The sequence below is a fragment of the Microbacterium album genome, from assembly GCF_014643695.1.
Taxonomy (GTDB): Bacteria; Actinomycetota; Actinomycetes; order Actinomycetales; family Microbacteriaceae; genus Microbacterium; species Microbacterium album.
The window spans coordinates 40,937-55,758 of sequence record NZ_BMJY01000013.1 but is presented as its reverse complement, the minus strand read 5'-3'; the positions used below and the strand labels follow the sequence as shown (position 1 = coordinate 55,758).

General features: G+C 70.9%; 14 protein-coding genes. 2 read left to right on the top strand and 12 right to left on the bottom strand.

Annotation, left to right across the window (positions count from 1 at the left end):
• Nucleotides 1-78: 78 nt before the first annotated feature.
• From leuA to hrcA, 9 genes are all read right to left on the bottom strand, one after another.
• Nucleotides 79-1,836 carry a 2-isopropylmalate synthase gene (gene leuA, locus IEX37_RS12855; protein ID WP_188756676.1) on the bottom strand — a complete coding sequence of 586 codons (1,758 nt, stop codon included), beginning with the start codon at nucleotides 1,834-1,836 and terminating at the stop codon, nucleotides 79-81.
• 219 nt (nucleotides 1,837-2,055) lie between these two features.
• Nucleotides 2,056-2,952: a GTPase Era gene (gene era, locus IEX37_RS12850; protein ID WP_188756675.1), complete on the bottom strand. Its 897-nt coding sequence runs from the start codon at nucleotides 2,950-2,952 to the stop codon at nucleotides 2,056-2,058.
• Nucleotides 2,945-4,330, bottom strand: a complete 1,386-nt coding sequence (locus IEX37_RS12845; RefSeq protein ID WP_188756674.1) for a hemolysin family protein — start codon at nucleotides 4,328-4,330, stop codon at nucleotides 2,945-2,947. The genes era and IEX37_RS12845 overlap by 8 nt, the downstream gene beginning before the upstream one ends.
• Nucleotides 4,327-4,797 carry an rRNA maturation RNase YbeY gene (ybeY, locus tag IEX37_RS12840; RefSeq protein WP_188756699.1) on the bottom strand — a complete coding sequence of 157 codons (471 nt, stop codon included), beginning with the start codon at nucleotides 4,795-4,797 and terminating at the stop codon, nucleotides 4,327-4,329. Before ybeY ends, IEX37_RS12845 begins: the two co-directional genes overlap by 4 nt.
• Nucleotides 4,791-5,819 (bottom strand): PhoH family protein, encoded by a 1,029-nt coding sequence (locus tag IEX37_RS12835; protein ID WP_229663259.1) that lies wholly within the window; start codon nucleotides 5,817-5,819, stop codon nucleotides 4,791-4,793. Before IEX37_RS12835 ends, ybeY begins: the two co-directional genes overlap by 7 nt.
• A gap of 58 nt (nucleotides 5,820-5,877) precedes the next feature.
• On the bottom strand, nucleotides 5,878-6,225 hold the full coding sequence (locus tag IEX37_RS12830; RefSeq protein WP_188756672.1) for an HIT domain-containing protein: 348 nt from the start codon (nucleotides 6,223-6,225) through the stop codon (nucleotides 5,878-5,880).
• Between the two features lie 73 nt (nucleotides 6,226-6,298).
• Nucleotides 6,299-7,030, bottom strand: a complete 732-nt coding sequence (locus IEX37_RS12825; protein ID WP_188756671.1) for a 16S rRNA (uracil(1498)-N(3))-methyltransferase — start codon at nucleotides 7,028-7,030, stop codon at nucleotides 6,299-6,301.
• An 8-nt stretch (nucleotides 7,031-7,038) separates the two neighbouring features.
• Nucleotides 7,039-8,154: a molecular chaperone DnaJ gene (gene dnaJ, locus IEX37_RS12820; RefSeq protein WP_188756670.1), complete on the bottom strand. Its 1,116-nt coding sequence runs from the start codon at nucleotides 8,152-8,154 to the stop codon at nucleotides 7,039-7,041.
• Nucleotides 8,155-8,239: 85 nt separating this feature from the next.
• Nucleotides 8,240-9,280, bottom strand: a complete 1,041-nt coding sequence (gene hrcA / locus IEX37_RS12815) for a heat-inducible transcriptional repressor HrcA (RefSeq protein WP_188756669.1) — start codon at nucleotides 9,278-9,280, stop codon at nucleotides 8,240-8,242.
• A 194-nt stretch (nucleotides 9,281-9,474) separates the two neighbouring features.
• On the opposite strand from hrcA, the gene IEX37_RS12810 reads away from it, so the two are divergent.
• Nucleotides 9,475-10,092 (top strand): GyrI-like domain-containing protein, encoded by a 618-nt coding sequence (locus tag IEX37_RS12810; RefSeq protein ID WP_188756668.1) that lies wholly within the window; start codon nucleotides 9,475-9,477, stop codon nucleotides 10,090-10,092.
• Here IEX37_RS12810 and hemW read toward each other — a convergent pair.
• Genes hemW through lepA form a run of 3 tightly spaced genes read right to left on the bottom strand, consistent with a single transcriptional unit; the run spans nucleotide 10,082 to nucleotide 13,841 of the window.
• Complete coding sequence (hemW, locus tag IEX37_RS12805) at nucleotides 10,082-11,299, bottom strand: radical SAM family heme chaperone HemW (RefSeq protein ID WP_188756698.1); 1,218 nt, start codon at nucleotides 11,297-11,299, stop codon at nucleotides 10,082-10,084. The genes IEX37_RS12810 and hemW overlap by 11 nt on opposite strands.
• Nucleotides 11,299-11,952, bottom strand: coding sequence for a DUF1990 domain-containing protein (locus IEX37_RS12800; RefSeq protein ID WP_188756667.1), 654 nt, complete (start codon nucleotides 11,950-11,952; stop codon nucleotides 11,299-11,301). Before IEX37_RS12800 ends, hemW begins: the two co-directional genes overlap by 1 nt.
• 41 nt (nucleotides 11,953-11,993) lie before the next feature.
• Nucleotides 11,994-13,841, bottom strand: a complete 1,848-nt coding sequence (gene lepA / locus IEX37_RS12795) for a translation elongation factor 4 (protein ID WP_188756666.1) — start codon at nucleotides 13,839-13,841, stop codon at nucleotides 11,994-11,996.
• Nucleotides 13,842-14,013: 172 nt separating this feature from the next.
• On the opposite strand from lepA, the gene IEX37_RS12790 reads away from it, so the two are divergent.
• Nucleotides 14,014-14,781, top strand: a complete 768-nt coding sequence (locus tag IEX37_RS12790; RefSeq protein ID WP_188756665.1) for an alpha/beta fold hydrolase — start codon at nucleotides 14,014-14,016, stop codon at nucleotides 14,779-14,781.
• Nucleotides 14,782-14,822 lie beyond the last annotated feature (41 nt).

Sequence of the window (14,822 nt, the reverse complement as noted above, 5' to 3'; positions counted from 1 at the left end):
ACTCCAGTATCCGCCCGCGACCGGACGGCGGCGGCCTCGACGCGCTCGTGACGCGCCGAGGCCGCCGCCCGGTCGGGATCAGCGAGCCGCGAGCAGCTCGCCCGCCCGGGCCCGGATGGAGCGGTTCACGCCCGAGACGATCGCCTTGAGCGACGCGGTCGAGATGTCGCCGTCGATGCCGACGCCCCACAGCCGGTCCCCGTCGACCTGCAGCTCGACGTAGGCCGCGGCCTCCGCGTCGCCCGATGCGCTCAACGTGTGCTCGACGTAGTCGTACAGCGTGACGTCGATCCCCTGCTCGCGCAGCACCGAGAGGAACGCCGCGATCGGCCCGTTGCCGCGCCCCGACAGCGTGACCCGCTCGTCGCCGTCGCGCAGCGCGACCTCCAGCGAGACATCACCGTCGAGGCTGCTGCGCGTACTGGTCGCGAGCAGCTCGAAACGGCCCCAGCGGCGCTCGTCGGCGGCCGAGGGCAGGTACTCGTCCTGGAAGATCGCCCAGATCTCGTCGCTGGTGACCTCGCCGCCCTCCGCGTCGGTCTTCGCCTGCACGACGCCGGAGAACTCGATCTGCAGCTTGCGAGGCAGGTCGAGCGCGTGATCCGTCTTCAGCAGGTAGGAGACCCCGCCCTTGCCGGACTGCGAGTTGACGCGGATGACCGCCTCGTACGACCGGCCCAGGTCCTTCGGGTCGATGGGCAGGTACGGCACGGCCCACTCGATCTCGTCGACCGACACGCCCTGCTCCGCGGCCCGCGCGGCCATGGCCTCGAAGCCCTTCTTGATCGCGTCCTGGTGCGAGCCGCTGAACGCCGTGAACACGAGGTCGCCGGCCCACGGGCTGCGCTCGGGCACCGGCAGCTGATTGCAGTACTCGACCGTGCGCTTGACGTGATCGATGTCGCTGAAGTCGATCTGCGGGTCGATCCCCTGCGTGAACAGGTTGATCCCCAGGGCCACGAGGTCGACGTTCCCGGTGCGCTCGCCGTTGCCGAACAGGCACCCCTCGATGCGGTCGGCGCCCGCCAGATAGCCGAGCTCGGCTGCCGCCACGGCCGTGCCGCGGTCATTGTGCGGGTGCAGCGACAGGATCACGTTCTCGCGATGGGCGAGGTGACGGCCCATCCACTCGATCGAGTCCGCGTACACGTTCGGGGTCGCCATCTCGACGGTCGCAGGAAGGTTGATGATCACCTTGCGCTCGGGCGTCGGCTCGAACACCTCGAGCACCTGGTTGCAGACGTCGACCGCGAACTCGAGCTCCGTTCCCGTGTAGCTCTCGGGCGAGTACTCGTAGTACACGTTCGTGCCCGGCACGGTCTCCTCGTACTTCTTGCAGAGGCGGGCGCCCTCCAGCGCGATGTCGATGATGCCCTGCCGGTCGGTGCGGAAGACGACCTCGCGCTGCAGCACGCTGGTCGAGTTGTACAGGTGGACGATGGCCTGCTTGGCGCCGCGGATCGCCTCGTACGTGCGAGCGATCAGGTGCTCGCGCGCCTGCGTGAGCACCTGGATCGTGACGTCGTGCGGGATCAGGTCCTCTTCGATGAGCTGGCGCACGAAGTCGAAGTCGGTCTGGCTCGCCGAGGGGAAACCGACCTCGATCTCCTTGTAGCCCATCTTGACGAGCAGCTCGAACATGACACGCTTGCGCTCGGGGCTCATGGGGTCGATGAGCGCCTGGTTGCCGTCGCGCAGGTCGACCGCGCACCAGCGCGGCGCCTTCTCGATGCGCTTCGAGGGCCAGGTGCGATCGGGCAGGTCGACGCGGATCTGCTCGTGGAACGGCCGGTACTTGTGCACCGGCATGCCGCTGGGCTTCTGGGTGTTCTCCATGGGTGTCGCTTCTTCTCCGCCGAATGGCAGTCGTTTCTGAAGAGGGCCGACGACGAGCTCCGCGACGAGGAGGCCCTAGATCGAGGTCTCGTCGCGGCGGCTAAGAAGAAGGAGCCCACCGAAGCGCATGGAGCCAGGGTAACACGCACATTGCACGGCGCGGAGGCGCCCGGAGGCTCGCCATTGCGCAGGATGCGCAGCCTCGGACCCGGGCTGGGGTCAGAAGCCGAGCCGACCGAGCTGCTTGGGATCCCGCTGCCACTCCTTGGCCACGCGCACGTGCAGCTTCAGGAACACGCGCGTGCCGACGAGGGGCTCGATGCCGGCACGGGCTCGAGAGCCGACGTCGCGCAGCCGGGAGCCCTTGCGGCCGATGATGATCGCCTTCTGGCTGTCGCGTTCGACGACGATGCTCGCGTGCACGTCGGTGAGCTCACCGTCCTCGCGCGGGGCGATCTCGTCGATCGTCACCGCGATCGAGTGGGGCAACTCGTCGCGCACGCCCTCGAGCGCGGCCTCGCGGATGATCTCCGCGACACGGTCCTCGACGGTCTCGTCGGTCACGACGCCCTCGGGATAGAGCGCGGGACCCTCCGGCATGAGCTTCAGCAGCTCATCGCTCAGGACGTCGAGCTGGTCACCCGTGAGCGAGGACAGCGGGATCACGGCGTCCCAGTCCTCCCGCAGCGCGGTGACCTCGAGCAGCCGCTCCATGATCTGCTCCTTGCCCGCGGCGTCCGTCTTGGTCACGATCGCGACCTTGCGCGCGCGTGAATAGCCGTCCAGCGACTCCGCGATGCGGCGGTCACCGGGTCCGACCTTCTCCGTCGCGGGGGCGCAGAACGCGATGACGTCGACGTCGCCGAGCACCTGCTCGACCAGGTCGTTGAGCCGCTGCCCGAGCAGCGTGCGGGGCCGGTGGATGCCCGGTGTGTCCACGACGACGAGCTGCCCGCCGGGCCGGTTCAGGATGCCCCGGATCGCCCGTCGCGTGGTCTGCGGCTTCTCGCTGGTGATCGCGACCTTCTCTCCCACCAGCGCGTTCATGAGCGTCGACTTGCCGACATTGGGTCGCCCGACGAACGTCACGAAACCCGAACGCGCGTTCTCACTCATCCCGCCCCTCCCCTCGCGGCCGTGACCGCTGTCCGTCGTCCCGTGAACGCCGCTCGCCGGTCGGCGCATGCGGCACCTCGCCCGTGCGCACGCGAGCCTCCTCGAAGGCCTCGTCCACGGCCCGCAGGCCGGCCCCGCGCTCGACGAACACCGTGGCGATTCCGCGCCCTCGTCCACGCGAGGTGCCGCCCGTGAGCACGATGCCGGCGACCTCGGCGGTCTCGCCCGGCTGAGGCACGCGTCCCAGCGTCTTGCCCAGCAGACCGCCGATGGAGTCGACGTCGTCGTCCTCGAGCTCCACGCCGAACAGGTCCCCGACCTCGTCGAGCGGCAATCGCGCGCTCACCCGGTAGCGCCCCGGGGCGACCTCGACGATCTCCTTCGCCCGCGGATCGTACTCGTCGGAGATCTCGCCGACGAGCTCCTCGATCAGATCCTCGAGCGTGACCAGGCCTGCGATGCCGCCGTACTCGTCCACCACCAGGCACACGTGCACGGCGTCCCGCTTCATCTGCTGCAGCAGCTTTTCCGCGCGCATCTGCTCGGGCACGAACACGGCGGGGCGCGCGATGGCTCGGATGTCGGCGTCGCGCCAGCCCGGTGTGTCACGGAAGCCGAACTGCACGACATCCTTGAGGTAGAGCACCCCCACCACGTCGTCGACCTCGCCGTCCACGACGGGCATGCGCGAGATGCCGCGGTCCAGGAATCGCTGCAGGGCCTCGCGCAGCGTCGCCTCCGCCTCGATCGTCACCATCTCGGTCCGCGGCACCATGATGGCGCGCACGACCTGATCCGTGAAATCGAAGACGGAGTGGATGAGCTCGCGGTCGTCGTCGGCGATGAGCGAGTGGGACGCGGCCTCGTCGACGATGCTGAGCAACTGCTCCTCCGACTCGAAGCTGCGCCGGCCCGCGCCGGGCGTGACGCGGCTCCCGAAAGCCGCGAGGCCGCCGGCGAAGGGGCCGAGCAGCAGCCGCACCCCGCGCACGAGCGGCGCGGTGAGCGGCAGCAGGCGCGTGGCGTTGCGGCGACCGAACGAGGCAGGGCTCGACGAGATCGCCACGAACGAGACACCCGTCATCAGCAGCGCTGCCGTCAGCACGGCCCACCAGATGCTGTCGAGCAGCAGCGTGAACGCGGCGGTCACGAGCACCGCGGCCGCCATCTCGGCGAACACGCGCGCGAACGTCGCGGCACCGGCGTGGCGATCGGGGTCCACCGCGATGCGCGCGAGTGCGCGGGCATTGCGCCCCTCGCCGGCCATCGCCGTGAGATCGCCGCGCGACGTCACCGCGAGCGCGGCATCGATCGCGGACATCAGGCCCGCCAAGAGCACGAGCAGCAGCGCCGCGACGAACAGCAGGATCTCGATCATGCGGTGGAGCGGCGACGCTCAGAGGCCGCGAACGCGGCGATGAGCTCCCGCTGAAGCGCGAACATCTCCCGCTCCTCGTCCGGCTCGGCGTGGTCGTAGCCGAGCAGATGGAGCAGTCCGTGGGTCGTCAGCAGGATGAGCTCGTCCATCGTGGAGTGACCGGCGACCTCGGCCTGAGCCTCCGCCACCTGGGGGCACAGCACGATGTCGCCCAGCAGTCCCGGCGGTGTCGGCTGGTCCTCGGTGCCCGGGCGCAGCTCGTCCATCGGGAAGCTGAGCACGTCGGTCGGGCCCGGCTCGTCCATCCACTGCAGGTGAAGCTGCTCCATCGCGCCCTCGTCGACGAGCACGATCGCCACGTCCGCGTCCGGCGATACGTGCAGGGCGGCGAGGTTCTCCTGCGTCAATCGCAGCAGCACCGACTCGTCGATCTCCGCGTCCGACTCGTTGTTGATGTCGATCACGATCGTCCTCGCTTCGGCATGCGGTCGCGCGGCCCCGGCGGGGGCGTTCCGGCTCGTCTCTCCGCCCGATTCGCGAACTCCGCGGCCTCGTCGCGCTCCTGACGGGCGGCGAGCCGGCGCTCGTCATACTCGCTGTACGCGTCGACGATGCGGCCGACGAGCGAGTGGCGCACGACGTCGTCGCTCGTGAGACGGGCGAAGTGGATGTCGTCGATGCCGTCGAGGACGCGCGTCACGAGCCGAAGACCCGAAGCTCCCTGCGGCAGGTCGACCTGCGTGATGTCGCCCGTGACGACCATCTTCGTCCCGAAGCCCAGCCGCGTGAGGAACATCTTCATCTGCTCGGGCGTCGTGTTCTGCGCCTCGTCGAGCACGACGAAGGAGTTGTTCAGGGTACGGCCGCGCATGTACGCCAGGGGCGCGACCTCGATCGTGCCGGTGGCCATCAGCTTCGGGACGAGCTCGGGATCCATCATCTCGTTGAGCGCGTCGTACAGCGGTCGCAGGTAGGGGTCGATCTTGTCGGTGAGCGTGCCCGGCAGGAACCCGAGGCGCTCTCCCGCCTCGACCGCGGGACGCGTCAGGATGATGCGCTCGACCTCGCGTCGCTGCAGCGCCTGCACCGCCTTCGCCATCGCGAGATAGGTCTTTCCGGTGCCCGCGGGGCCGATGCCGAACACGACCGTGTTCTGATCGATCGCGTCGATGTACGCCTTCTGTCCCACCGTCTTCGGGCGGATGACCCTGCCGCGCGAGGACAGGATCGCCTCGCCCATGACCTCGCTCGGGCGGGGACCCGACTCGTCCCGCAGCATGCGCGCCGAGCTCGCGACGTCCGCCGGGCCGAGGGCGTGACCCGCCTTGGCCATCTGCAGCAGCTCGTCGACCAGGGTGCGGGCGGCGCGGACGTCCCGGGCCGCGCCGCGCAGCGTGATCTCGTTGCCGCGCACCAGCACGTCGACGTCGGGGTGTGCGCCCTCGACCATGCGGAGCAAGCGGTCCTGCGGTCCGAGGAGCTGCACCATCGCCACGCCGTCGGCCGTCACCGTCTCGGTGACGGCGTCGTCGCGGCCGCGATCCGCGTCACTCACCGACGAGGCTCGTCTCGCCCAGCGGGCCGCACAGGACGTGCGCATGTACGTGGAAGACGGTCTGACCGGCGCCCGCACCGTTGTTGAACAGCAGTCGGAAGTCGCCGTCGGCATGCTCCTCGGCGAGACGCTTCGCCATGGCGACGACCTCCGCCAGCAGGGCGGGGTCCGCCGCGGCGAGTTCCGTCACGTCGACGTAGGGGGTCTTCGGGATCACCAGCAGGTGCACCGGCGCCTGCGGCGCGATGTCACGGATGGCGAAGACGCGCTCGGTCTCGGCCAGAATCTCGCCGGGGACGTCACCCTGCAGGATGCGCGTGAAGATCGAGGGCTCGCTCATGCCCTCAGTCTATCCGCGCGCCGCGGGGAGAGATCGAGGCCGCCACGTGCCGGCGATGCGTTGCGGGATGCCCTCACCAGCGGCCCAGCCGCGCGTTCACCAGGGTGAGCGCGGCCGGGCCGGCGGTCGACGTGCGCAGGACCGTGTCGCCGAGCCGCACCGCCGTGGCGCCCGCGTCCGCGAGGCGGCCGAGCTCTTCCGGCGCGATCCCGCCCTCGGGCCCGACGAGCAGCAGGATCGACCTCTCGCCCGCGAGCTCGAGGGAGGTCAGGGGCGTGGGCGCGTCGGGGTCGAGCACCAGCACGAGCTCCTCCTGCGCGCGAGCAGCCAGCGCGGCCGTGGTGGCGACCGGCGACACCCGGGGCAGCCAGGCGCGATGGGCCTGCTTCGCAGCCTCGCGCACGATCGCGGCCCATCGCGCGCGCCCCTTCTCGGCTTTCGCGCCCTCCCAGCGCGACACGCTGCGCGCCGCCTGCCACGGCACGACCTCGTCGACGCCGAGCTCGGTGGCCGCCTGCACGGCGAGCTCGTCGCGGTCGCCCTTCGCCAGGGCCTGTGCGAGAGCGACACGGCGGCGCGGGGCGGCCACGTCGCGCCGCGCGGTCACGCGCACGCGCACCTCGCGGGGCGCGACGCTCTCGCACTCGCCGTCGAGCCACGTCCCGTGACCGTCCGTGACGCTCACGGCCTCACCCACACGCACCCTCCGCACGGCGGAGGCGTGGTGCGCCTCCCCGCCGGTCAGCGCGATGGTGTCCCCGACCCGCGCCTCGCCGGCCCGTTCTTCGATGAAGTGCAGAGCCATCCGGGCGCCTACCCGTGCCGGAACCGGTCGCGCAGCTTCGAGAACAGGCCCTGCTGGAACTCCGCCAGCCGCGGCCGGGGAGCCTTCGTGCGCCGGGCGAGCTCCTCGACGAGCGCGCGCTGCCTGCCGTCCAGCCGCGTGGGCGTGACGACGTGCACGGCCACGCGGAGGTCGCCGCGCCGCGAGGTGCGCAGGCCGGTGATGCCGCGCTCGCGCACGGTCAGGACCTCGCCGCTCTGCACGCCGGGGCGCAGCTCCAGGTCGACGGGACCGTCGAGCGCCTCGATCGTCGTCGTGGTGCCGAGGATGGCGTCCGTCATCGCGACCTCGAGGGTCGCGACCAGGTCGTCGCCGTCGCGACTGAACACGGGGTGCGGCTCCACCTGCACCTCGATGTAGAGGTCGCCGTTGGGGCCGCCCGCGGGCCCCACCTCGCCGGAGCCGGGCAGCTGCAGCCGCAGACCGCTCTCGACGCCCGCCGGGATGTCGACCGAGACCGTGCGCCGCGAGCGCACACGGCCCTGGCCGTGGCACGTCGGGCACGGGTGCGGAATCGTCGTCCCGTATCCCTGGCACGCCCCGCACGGCTGCTGCGTGACGACGTTGCCGAGCAGGCTGCGCACCTGTCGCTGGAGGAACCCCGCGCCGCCGCAGATATCGCACCGCTCGGGCCCCGTCCCGGGCTGGCAGCACGACCCGTTGCACGTCTCGCACAGCACGGCCGTGTCGACCTCCAGGTCGCGATGCGTGCCGAACACGACGTCTCCGAGCTCGAGGGTCACGCGCACGAGCGCGTCCTGCCCCCGTTCCCGGCGCGAGCGCGGGCGCCCGGCACGCCCTCCGCCGGCGCCTCCCCCGAAGAAGGTCTCGAAGATGTCGCTGAAACCGCCGAAGCCCGCCGCGCCCCCGAAGACGCCCTCGTCGCCCCCGAGGTCGTAGCGCTGGCGCTTCTCCTGGTCGCTCAGCACCTCGTACGCGTGCGTGACGAGCTTGAACTGCTCCGCGGCGTCGGCGCTCGGGTTCACGTCGGGGTGGAGCTGACGCGCCAGCCGACGGTACGCCTTCTTGATCTCCTCCGGCGTCGCCTCACGCGACACCCCGAGCACCTCGTAGTGGTCAGCCACACTCGTCCTTCACTGTTCCGGCCTCTCGGCCGCGTCGCTCCCGGCGGCGCTCCACCGCCGAGACGTGTCTCGTTCGTTCTGGGGCCTAGCGGCGACCCTCGTCCTCGTCCAGCAACCGGCTCAGGTATCGCGCCACGGCCCGCGCGGCGGACAGATTGCTGGGATAGTCCATGCGGGTCGGTCCCATGAGGCCCACCCGCGCGCGTCCGATCGCGGCGTCGTACTCACTCGCGATGATCGACGCCTCGGTGAGGCCGAACGCCTCGTTCTCGCGTCCGATGCTCGCGGCGAGCCCCTGGTCGTCCGCCGCCATCTCCGACATGAGCCGGAGGAGCGTCACCTGCTCCTCGATCGCCTCCAGGAGCGGGTGGATGCTGCCCCGGAAGTCCTGCTCCCGCTTGGCGAGGGTCGCCGCGCCCGCCATGACGAGGCGATCCTGCCGGAACTCGTCCAGCTCCTCGCCCACGACGTCCGCGAGGGCGAGCAGCGCGTGATCGAGCGGTCCGCGCTCGGCCGGCGCGGACGCGCGCAGCGCCTCGACGCGTTCGGAGCCGGCCCGCACCGAGCGCCCCGTCACGAGCTCCGCGAGCTGTGCGCGCAGCACCGGCACGTCACGTTCGTCGATGTGCTCGGGCATGCTCGTGAGGCGCTGCGAGACGCGCCCCGTGTCGGTGACGATGATGACGAGCATGCGGACCGGATCGAGCGCCACGAGCTCGACGTGCGTGACGTTCGCGGCCGCGAACGAGGGGTACTGGACGAGCGCGACCTGACCTGTGAGCTGCGTGAGCAACCGCACGGTGCGCGCCAGCAGATCGTCGAGGTCGGCGGGGTCCGCGAGGAACGTCGAGATGGCGGAGCGCTGCGCCGACGACAGCGGCCGCAGCTCGGCGAGGTGGTCGACGAAGACCCGATAGCCCTTGTCCGTCGGGACACGCCCGGATGACGTGTGAGGAGCGGTGATGAGCTCCTCGTCTTCCAGCATCGCCATGTCGTTGCGGATCGTCGCGGCCGACACCCCGAAGGCGTGACGCTCGACGATGGACTTGCTGCCCACCGGCTCGTGCGTGTCGACGTAGTCCTGCACGATGGCGCGGAGCACCTGCAGACCGCGTTCCGTGACCATCCGCACCTCCCCGGCGCCGTCCCGTCCTGCGGGCGCGCCCCGTCGGTTCTCGGGGCCCCGCTTGGCACTCGGTCGCTCTGAGTGCCAGCTTCCAGTTTACCGCGCAGCGACGCAAGTGCGCCGGTGTGCCGTCGCACCTGCGCGTCGCCGACGTGGACGCCGCACCGGCACCGGCGCTAGCGTGTGATGCGCCCATGACGGACAAGGTCGACTTCACCAAGGCGCTCGATGCGTACCGCGCTCCTCGCGGCGCGTTCCGCGTCGTGGAGGTACCCGAGCTGCGCTATCTCATGGTCGACGGGCGCGGCGACCCGAACACGGCGCCCGCGTTCGTCGGGGCCATCGAGGCGCTCTATCCCGTGGCGTACCGGCTCAAGTTCGCCAGCAAGCGCGAGCTGGGCCGCGACTACGTCGTGCCTCCGCTCGAGGGACTGTGGTGGTCCGAATCCATGGACGCCTTCACGACCGCGCGCGACAAGTCGCGATGGGAGTGGACGCTCATGATCCTCGTGCCGGACTGGATCGATCCCGAGCTCATCGCCCGCGCGATCGCCGCCGCCGGCGAGAAGCGACCCCCCGCTCGGCTCGGCGACGTCCGAGTCGACGCGCTCTCCGAGGGGACCTGCCTCCAATCCCTCCACGTCGGGTCCTTCGACGACGAGGGCGGCGTGCTGGAGCGCCTGCACCGGGAGGCGACGGAGACGCGGGGCATGAGGCTGGCCGGCAAGCACCATGAGATCTACCTGAGCGACTTCCGCCGGGTGACTCCCGAACGACAGCGGACGATCCTGCGGCAGCCCGTCACGCCGTGAGGGCGCGCACGACCGCGTCGGCGAGCAGCCGCCCGCGCAGCGTCAGCACGACCCGGCCGTGAACGGCCGCGGCCCCATCCACCAGGCCGTCGGCGACCAGTCCCGCCACCGCACGGCGCGCGTCGGGTGCCAGCGCGTCGACGGCGAGCCCGTCACGGATCCGGCTCTCGAGCAGGACGCGCTCGAGCATGCGCGCCTCCGCGTCGGGCGTCTCCCGCCCCGCCGCCGGAGAGGTGCCCGCCGCCAGCCGCTGCGCGTACGCCGCCGGGTGCTTGACGTTCCACCAGCGCAGCCCGCCGACGTGGCTGTGGGCGCCCGGCCCGAAGCCCCACCAGTCGTATCCCCGCCAGTACGCGAGGTTGTGGCGCGAGCGATGCTCGGCGCCACGCGACCAGTTGCTCACCTCGTACCAGTCGAACCCGGCGGCCGCCAGCCTGGCGTCGGCCAGCTCGTACATGTCGGCCTGCAGGTCGTCGTCCGGCGCCGGAACCTCCCCCCGGCGGATCTGCCGCGCGAGCTTCGTGCCGTCCTCGATGATGAGTGCGTACGCGGAGACATGGTCGGGCCCGAGCGCGAGCGCGGCGTCCAGCGACGCCTCCCAGTCGCCGAGCGTCTCCCCCGGCGCTCCATAGATCAGGTCGATGCTCACATCGAGCCCGGCGGCGCGGCCGGCCTCGACCGCGAGCCGCACGTTCTCGGGCGAGTGCGTCCGGTCCAGCGCGGCGAGAACGTGCGGGACGGCCGACTGCATCCCGATGGACATGCGCGTGACGCCGGCGGCCGCGAGCTGTCGGGTGGCCTCGGGCGTGACCGTGTCGGGGTTGGCCTCCACCGTGACTTCCACGTCCGCTGCGACGCCGAACGCGTCCGTGACCCCGTCCAGCATCCGGGCGAGGTCGCCGGGTGGCAGCAGCGTGGGCGTGCCGCCCCCGAAGAAGACGGTGCGCGCGGGGCGCAGGCCGCCCGCGTCACGCAGCACGTCGCGCGCGAGCGCCACCTCCTGCAGCAGCGTGTCGGCGTACTGGTCCTGGCGCGCGCCGCGCAACTCCCCCGCGGTGTAGGTGTTGAAGTCGCAGTAGCCGCAGCGGACCCGGCAGAACGGCACGTGCAGATACACGCCGAAATCGACGTCCGGGTCGGCCCGGGCATCGGCGGGGAGTCGCCCGTCGGCCGGCGCGGAATCCCCGAGCGGCAGAGGCCCGGCCATCACGCCCCGGGCGTGGCGAACAGGGGCGAGATCGCGCGCAGATAGCCGTCGAACAGGACCCTCCGGCGCCGACGCACGCAGCCGCGGAAGGCGCGATACAGCAGCGACACGGGGCGGTCGAACGCCTTGACCGTGAACCAGACCTCGTCGTTGTCCCGCCACTCGATCATGAACGACTCCTCGCCGCTCACGACGGATCCGCCGACCGTGCCGAGGGCGAAGCCGACGCGACGTGCCTCCTCGATCACGAAGATCACGCGCAGCTCGGCGTCCGCCCGCATGCCGCTGAGCCTGCCCTGCACGCGCAGCGTGGTGCCCGGGCCCGCATACGGAGTGCCCTCGGCGTCGTAGCGCTGGTCCGCCTCCAGCCGCGACGGGGCGATCGCATTGCCCTCGGCGTCGAAGCTCACGCCCGAGTACATCGGACCCGGAGCGGGGCGGACGTCCGTCACCTTGAGGCCGGCTCCCTTGAGCGCTCCCCACGCGAGCAGCGCGTCACCCGCGGTGCGGAAGCGCTCCTCGCCGCTGCCGATCCGCCACGCCTCCGCGGCCGGGATGCTGCGCTCGGGCGGGTACTGCAGCAGGTCGTTCGCCTGCGTGGCTCCGACCGCCGCGTAGTCGACCGTCTCGTCCCGGAAGGTTCCACGGCGCATACGTGTCAGCCTACTTCCTTCGCCTGAAGGGCCCGTGGGACTTACTTGTCCTTGGTCTCGACGTCGCCCGAGAGCGCGGCGATGAACGCCTCCTGGGGCACCTCCACGCGGCCGACCATCTTCATGCGCTTCTTGCCCTCCTTCTGCTTCTCGAGCAGCTTGCGCTTGCGGCTGATGTCGCCGCCGTAGCACTTGGCGAGGACGTCCTTGCGCATCGCGCGGATGTTCTCGCGCGCGATGATGCGGGCGCCGATGGCGGCCTGGATGGGCACCTCGAACTGCTGGCGCGGAATGAGCTTGCGCAGGCGCTCGGTCATGGTCGTGCCGTACGCGTACGCCTTCTCTCGGTGCACGATCGCGCTGAACGCGTCGACGCGGTCGCCCTGGAGGAGGATGTCGACCTTGACGAGGTCGGCCTCCTGGCGGCCGGCGGGCTCGTAGTCGAAGCTCGCGTACCCCTGCGTGCGGCTCTTGAGCTGGTCGAAGAAGTCGAACACGATCTCGCCGAGCGGCATCGTGTACTTCAGCTCGACGCGCTCCTCCGACAGATACTCCATGCCGAGCATGGTGCCGCGCCGCGTCTGGCACAGGTCCATGACCGTGCCGACGTAGTCCTTCGGGGTGAGGATCGAGGCGCGCACGATCGGCTCGGACACGGCGCCGATCTTGCCTTCGGGGTACTCCGAGGGGTTGGTCACGACCACGGTCTCGCCCGTCTCCGTCGTGACCTCGTAGATCACGCTGGGGGCGGTGGTGATGAGGTCGAGCCCGAACTCGCGCGAGAGTCGCTCCGTGACGATCTCGAGGTGCAGCAGGCCGAGGAAACCGCAGCGGAACCCGAAGCCCAGGGCGACGGAGGTCTCCGGCTCGTAGGCGAGCGCCGCATCCGACAGCTTGAGCTTGTCGAGCGCGTCGCGCAGATCCGGGTAGTCGCTCGCGTCGATCGGGTAGAGCCCCGAGAACACCATGGGCTTGGGATCGACGTAACCGGGAAGGGCCTGCGTCGCAGAGGTGCGGGCGTTCGTGATCGTGTCGCCGACCTTCGACTGGCGCACGTCCTTCACACCCGTGATGAGGTACCCGACCTCGCCGACGCCGAGTCCCTGGGACGGGACGGGCTCGGGGGCCGAGACGCCGATCTCGAGCAGCTCGTGCGTCGCGCGCGTCGACATCATCTGGATCCGCTCGCGCGGCGACAGCCGCCCGTCGACCATCCGCACGTACGTGACCACGCCGCGGTAGGCGTCGTACACGGAGTCGAAGATCATGGCGCGCGCCGGCGCCTCGGCATCGCCCTGGGGTGCGGGGATCTCCCCCACGAGGCGGTCGAGCAGTTCCTCGACGCCCTGCCCGGTCTTGCCGGAGACGCGCAGCACATCCTCCGGACGCCCGCCGATCAGGTCCGCGAGCTCCTTCGCGAATCGCTCGGGATCGGCCGCGGGCAGGTCGATCTTGTTGAGCACGGGGATGATCGTGAGGTCGTTCTCGAGCGCGAGGTACAGGTTCGCGAGGGTCTGCGCCTCGATCCCCTGCGCCGCGTCGACCAGCAGGATCGCGCCCTCGCAGGCCGCGAGCGAGCGCGAGACCTCATAGGTGAAGTCGACGTGCCCGGGGGTGTCGATCATGTTGAGCGCGTAGGTCTCGCCGCCCTGCTCCCACGGCATGCGCACGGCCTGGCTCTTGATCGTGATGCCGCGCTCGCGCTCGATGTCCATGCGGTCGAGGTACTGCGCGCGCATGTCCCGGTCCGCGACCACGCCCGTGATCTGCAGCATGCGGTCGGCCAGGGTGGACTTGCCGTGGTCGATGTGGGCGATGATGCAGAAGTTGCGGATGCGCTCGGGGGGCGTGGCGGCAGGCTCGAGCGGCGAGGAGGCACGTGGTGACATGTCCACTCGATTGTATGGGTCGCCGCTGACCGCCACCCGCCTGCCCTTCTCACCCACCCCCGTCCCACCCACTCCCGGCGTTGACTAGCGCTTGTGCCGTTTACTAGCGCAGGGGACGCTAGTGAACGGCACAACGGCTAGTGAACACCCCGCTGGCGCTACCGTGGACAGCATGTCGGTGCAGGTCGTCCTGGTCCACGGGATCCGCACGTCCGCGACCATGTGGAGGGCGCAGGTCCGGCACCTGGAGGCGCGGGGCGCGGGGGTGCACGCGCTCGATCTGCCGGGCCACGGCACCCGGATCGACGAGACCTTCACGCTCGAGGGAGCCTTCGCGACGATCGACCGCACGGTGCGGGAAGCCGCCCGGCACGGCCCCGTGCTGCTGGTCGGGCACTCGATGGGGGGCCTGATCGCCACCGAGTACGCCGGGAGCGAGCGGCCCCCGCCCATCGCGGCGTTCGTCGGGTGCGGCTGCACGGCGCTCCCCCGCGGATTCGGACTGCGCGCGTACCGGCTCCTGATGGCGGGCTTCAACTCGCTGCCCGGGCGCGGCCGGCTGATCACCGACGCGCTGCTGTGGTCCACCCTGCCCGCCGAGACGCGCGGCGACTTCGCGGCCGGCGGGTACGCGTTCGGCGCACAGGACGACGCGCTGCGCAGCCTCTCCTCGCTCGACGTCATGGCCGCGCTGCGCAGGATCCGGGTGCCCGTCTGGTTCGTCAACGGACGGTGGGACCAGCTCCGGATGCACGAGCGACTGTTCGGCGAGCTGGCGCCGCACGCCGAGCTCATCGTCGTGCCGCGCACGACCCACCTCGTCACGACGATGAGGCCCGAGGTGTTCAACGCCGTCCTGGACCTGGCGATCGCGACCATCGAGACGGACGCCACCACGCGCGCATCGGGCTCCGACGAGGGCGATCCGCTCCCGACCTGATAGAATCGGTCCTTGGCTTGCGTGTGGGGCCACCCACACTC

Bases quoted from the DNA above. Each gene is read 5' to 3' on its own strand.
- leuA (WP_188756676.1), bottom strand. From the start codon at position 1,836: ATGGAGAACACCCAGAAGCCCAGCGGCATGCCGGTGCACAAGTACCGG.
- era (WP_188756675.1), bottom strand. From the start codon at position 2,952: ATGAGTGAGAACGCGCGTTCGGGTTTCGTGACGTTCGTCGGGCGACCC.
- IEX37_RS12845 (WP_188756674.1), bottom strand. From the start codon at position 4,330: ATGATCGAGATCCTGCTGTTCGTCGCGGCGCTGCTGCTCGTGCTCTTG.
- IEX37_RS12835 (WP_229663259.1), bottom strand. From the start codon at position 5,819: ATGGTGCAGCTCCTCGGACCGCAGGACCGCTTGCTCCGCATGGTCGAG.
- IEX37_RS12830 (WP_188756672.1), bottom strand. From the start codon at position 6,225: ATGAGCGAGCCCTCGATCTTCACGCGCATCCTGCAGGGTGACGTCCCC.
- IEX37_RS12825 (WP_188756671.1), bottom strand. From the start codon at position 7,030: ATGGCTCTGCACTTCATCGAAGAACGGGCCGGCGAGGCGCGGGTCGGG.
- hrcA (WP_188756669.1), bottom strand. From the start codon at position 9,280: ATGGTCACGGAACGCGGTCTGCAGGTGCTCCGCGCCATCGTGCAGGAC.
- IEX37_RS12810 (WP_188756668.1), top strand. From the start codon at position 9,475: ATGACGGACAAGGTCGACTTCACCAAGGCGCTCGATGCGTACCGCGCT.
- hemW (WP_188756698.1), bottom strand. From the start codon at position 11,299: ATGGCCGGGCCTCTGCCGCTCGGGGATTCCGCGCCGGCCGACGGGCGA.
- IEX37_RS12800 (WP_188756667.1), bottom strand. From the start codon at position 11,952: ATGCGCCGTGGAACCTTCCGGGACGAGACGGTCGACTACGCGGCGGTC.
- lepA (WP_188756666.1), bottom strand. From the start codon at position 13,841: ATGTCACCACGTGCCTCCTCGCCGCTCGAGCCTGCCGCCACGCCCCCC.
- IEX37_RS12790 (WP_188756665.1), top strand. From the start codon at position 14,014: ATGTCGGTGCAGGTCGTCCTGGTCCACGGGATCCGCACGTCCGCGACC.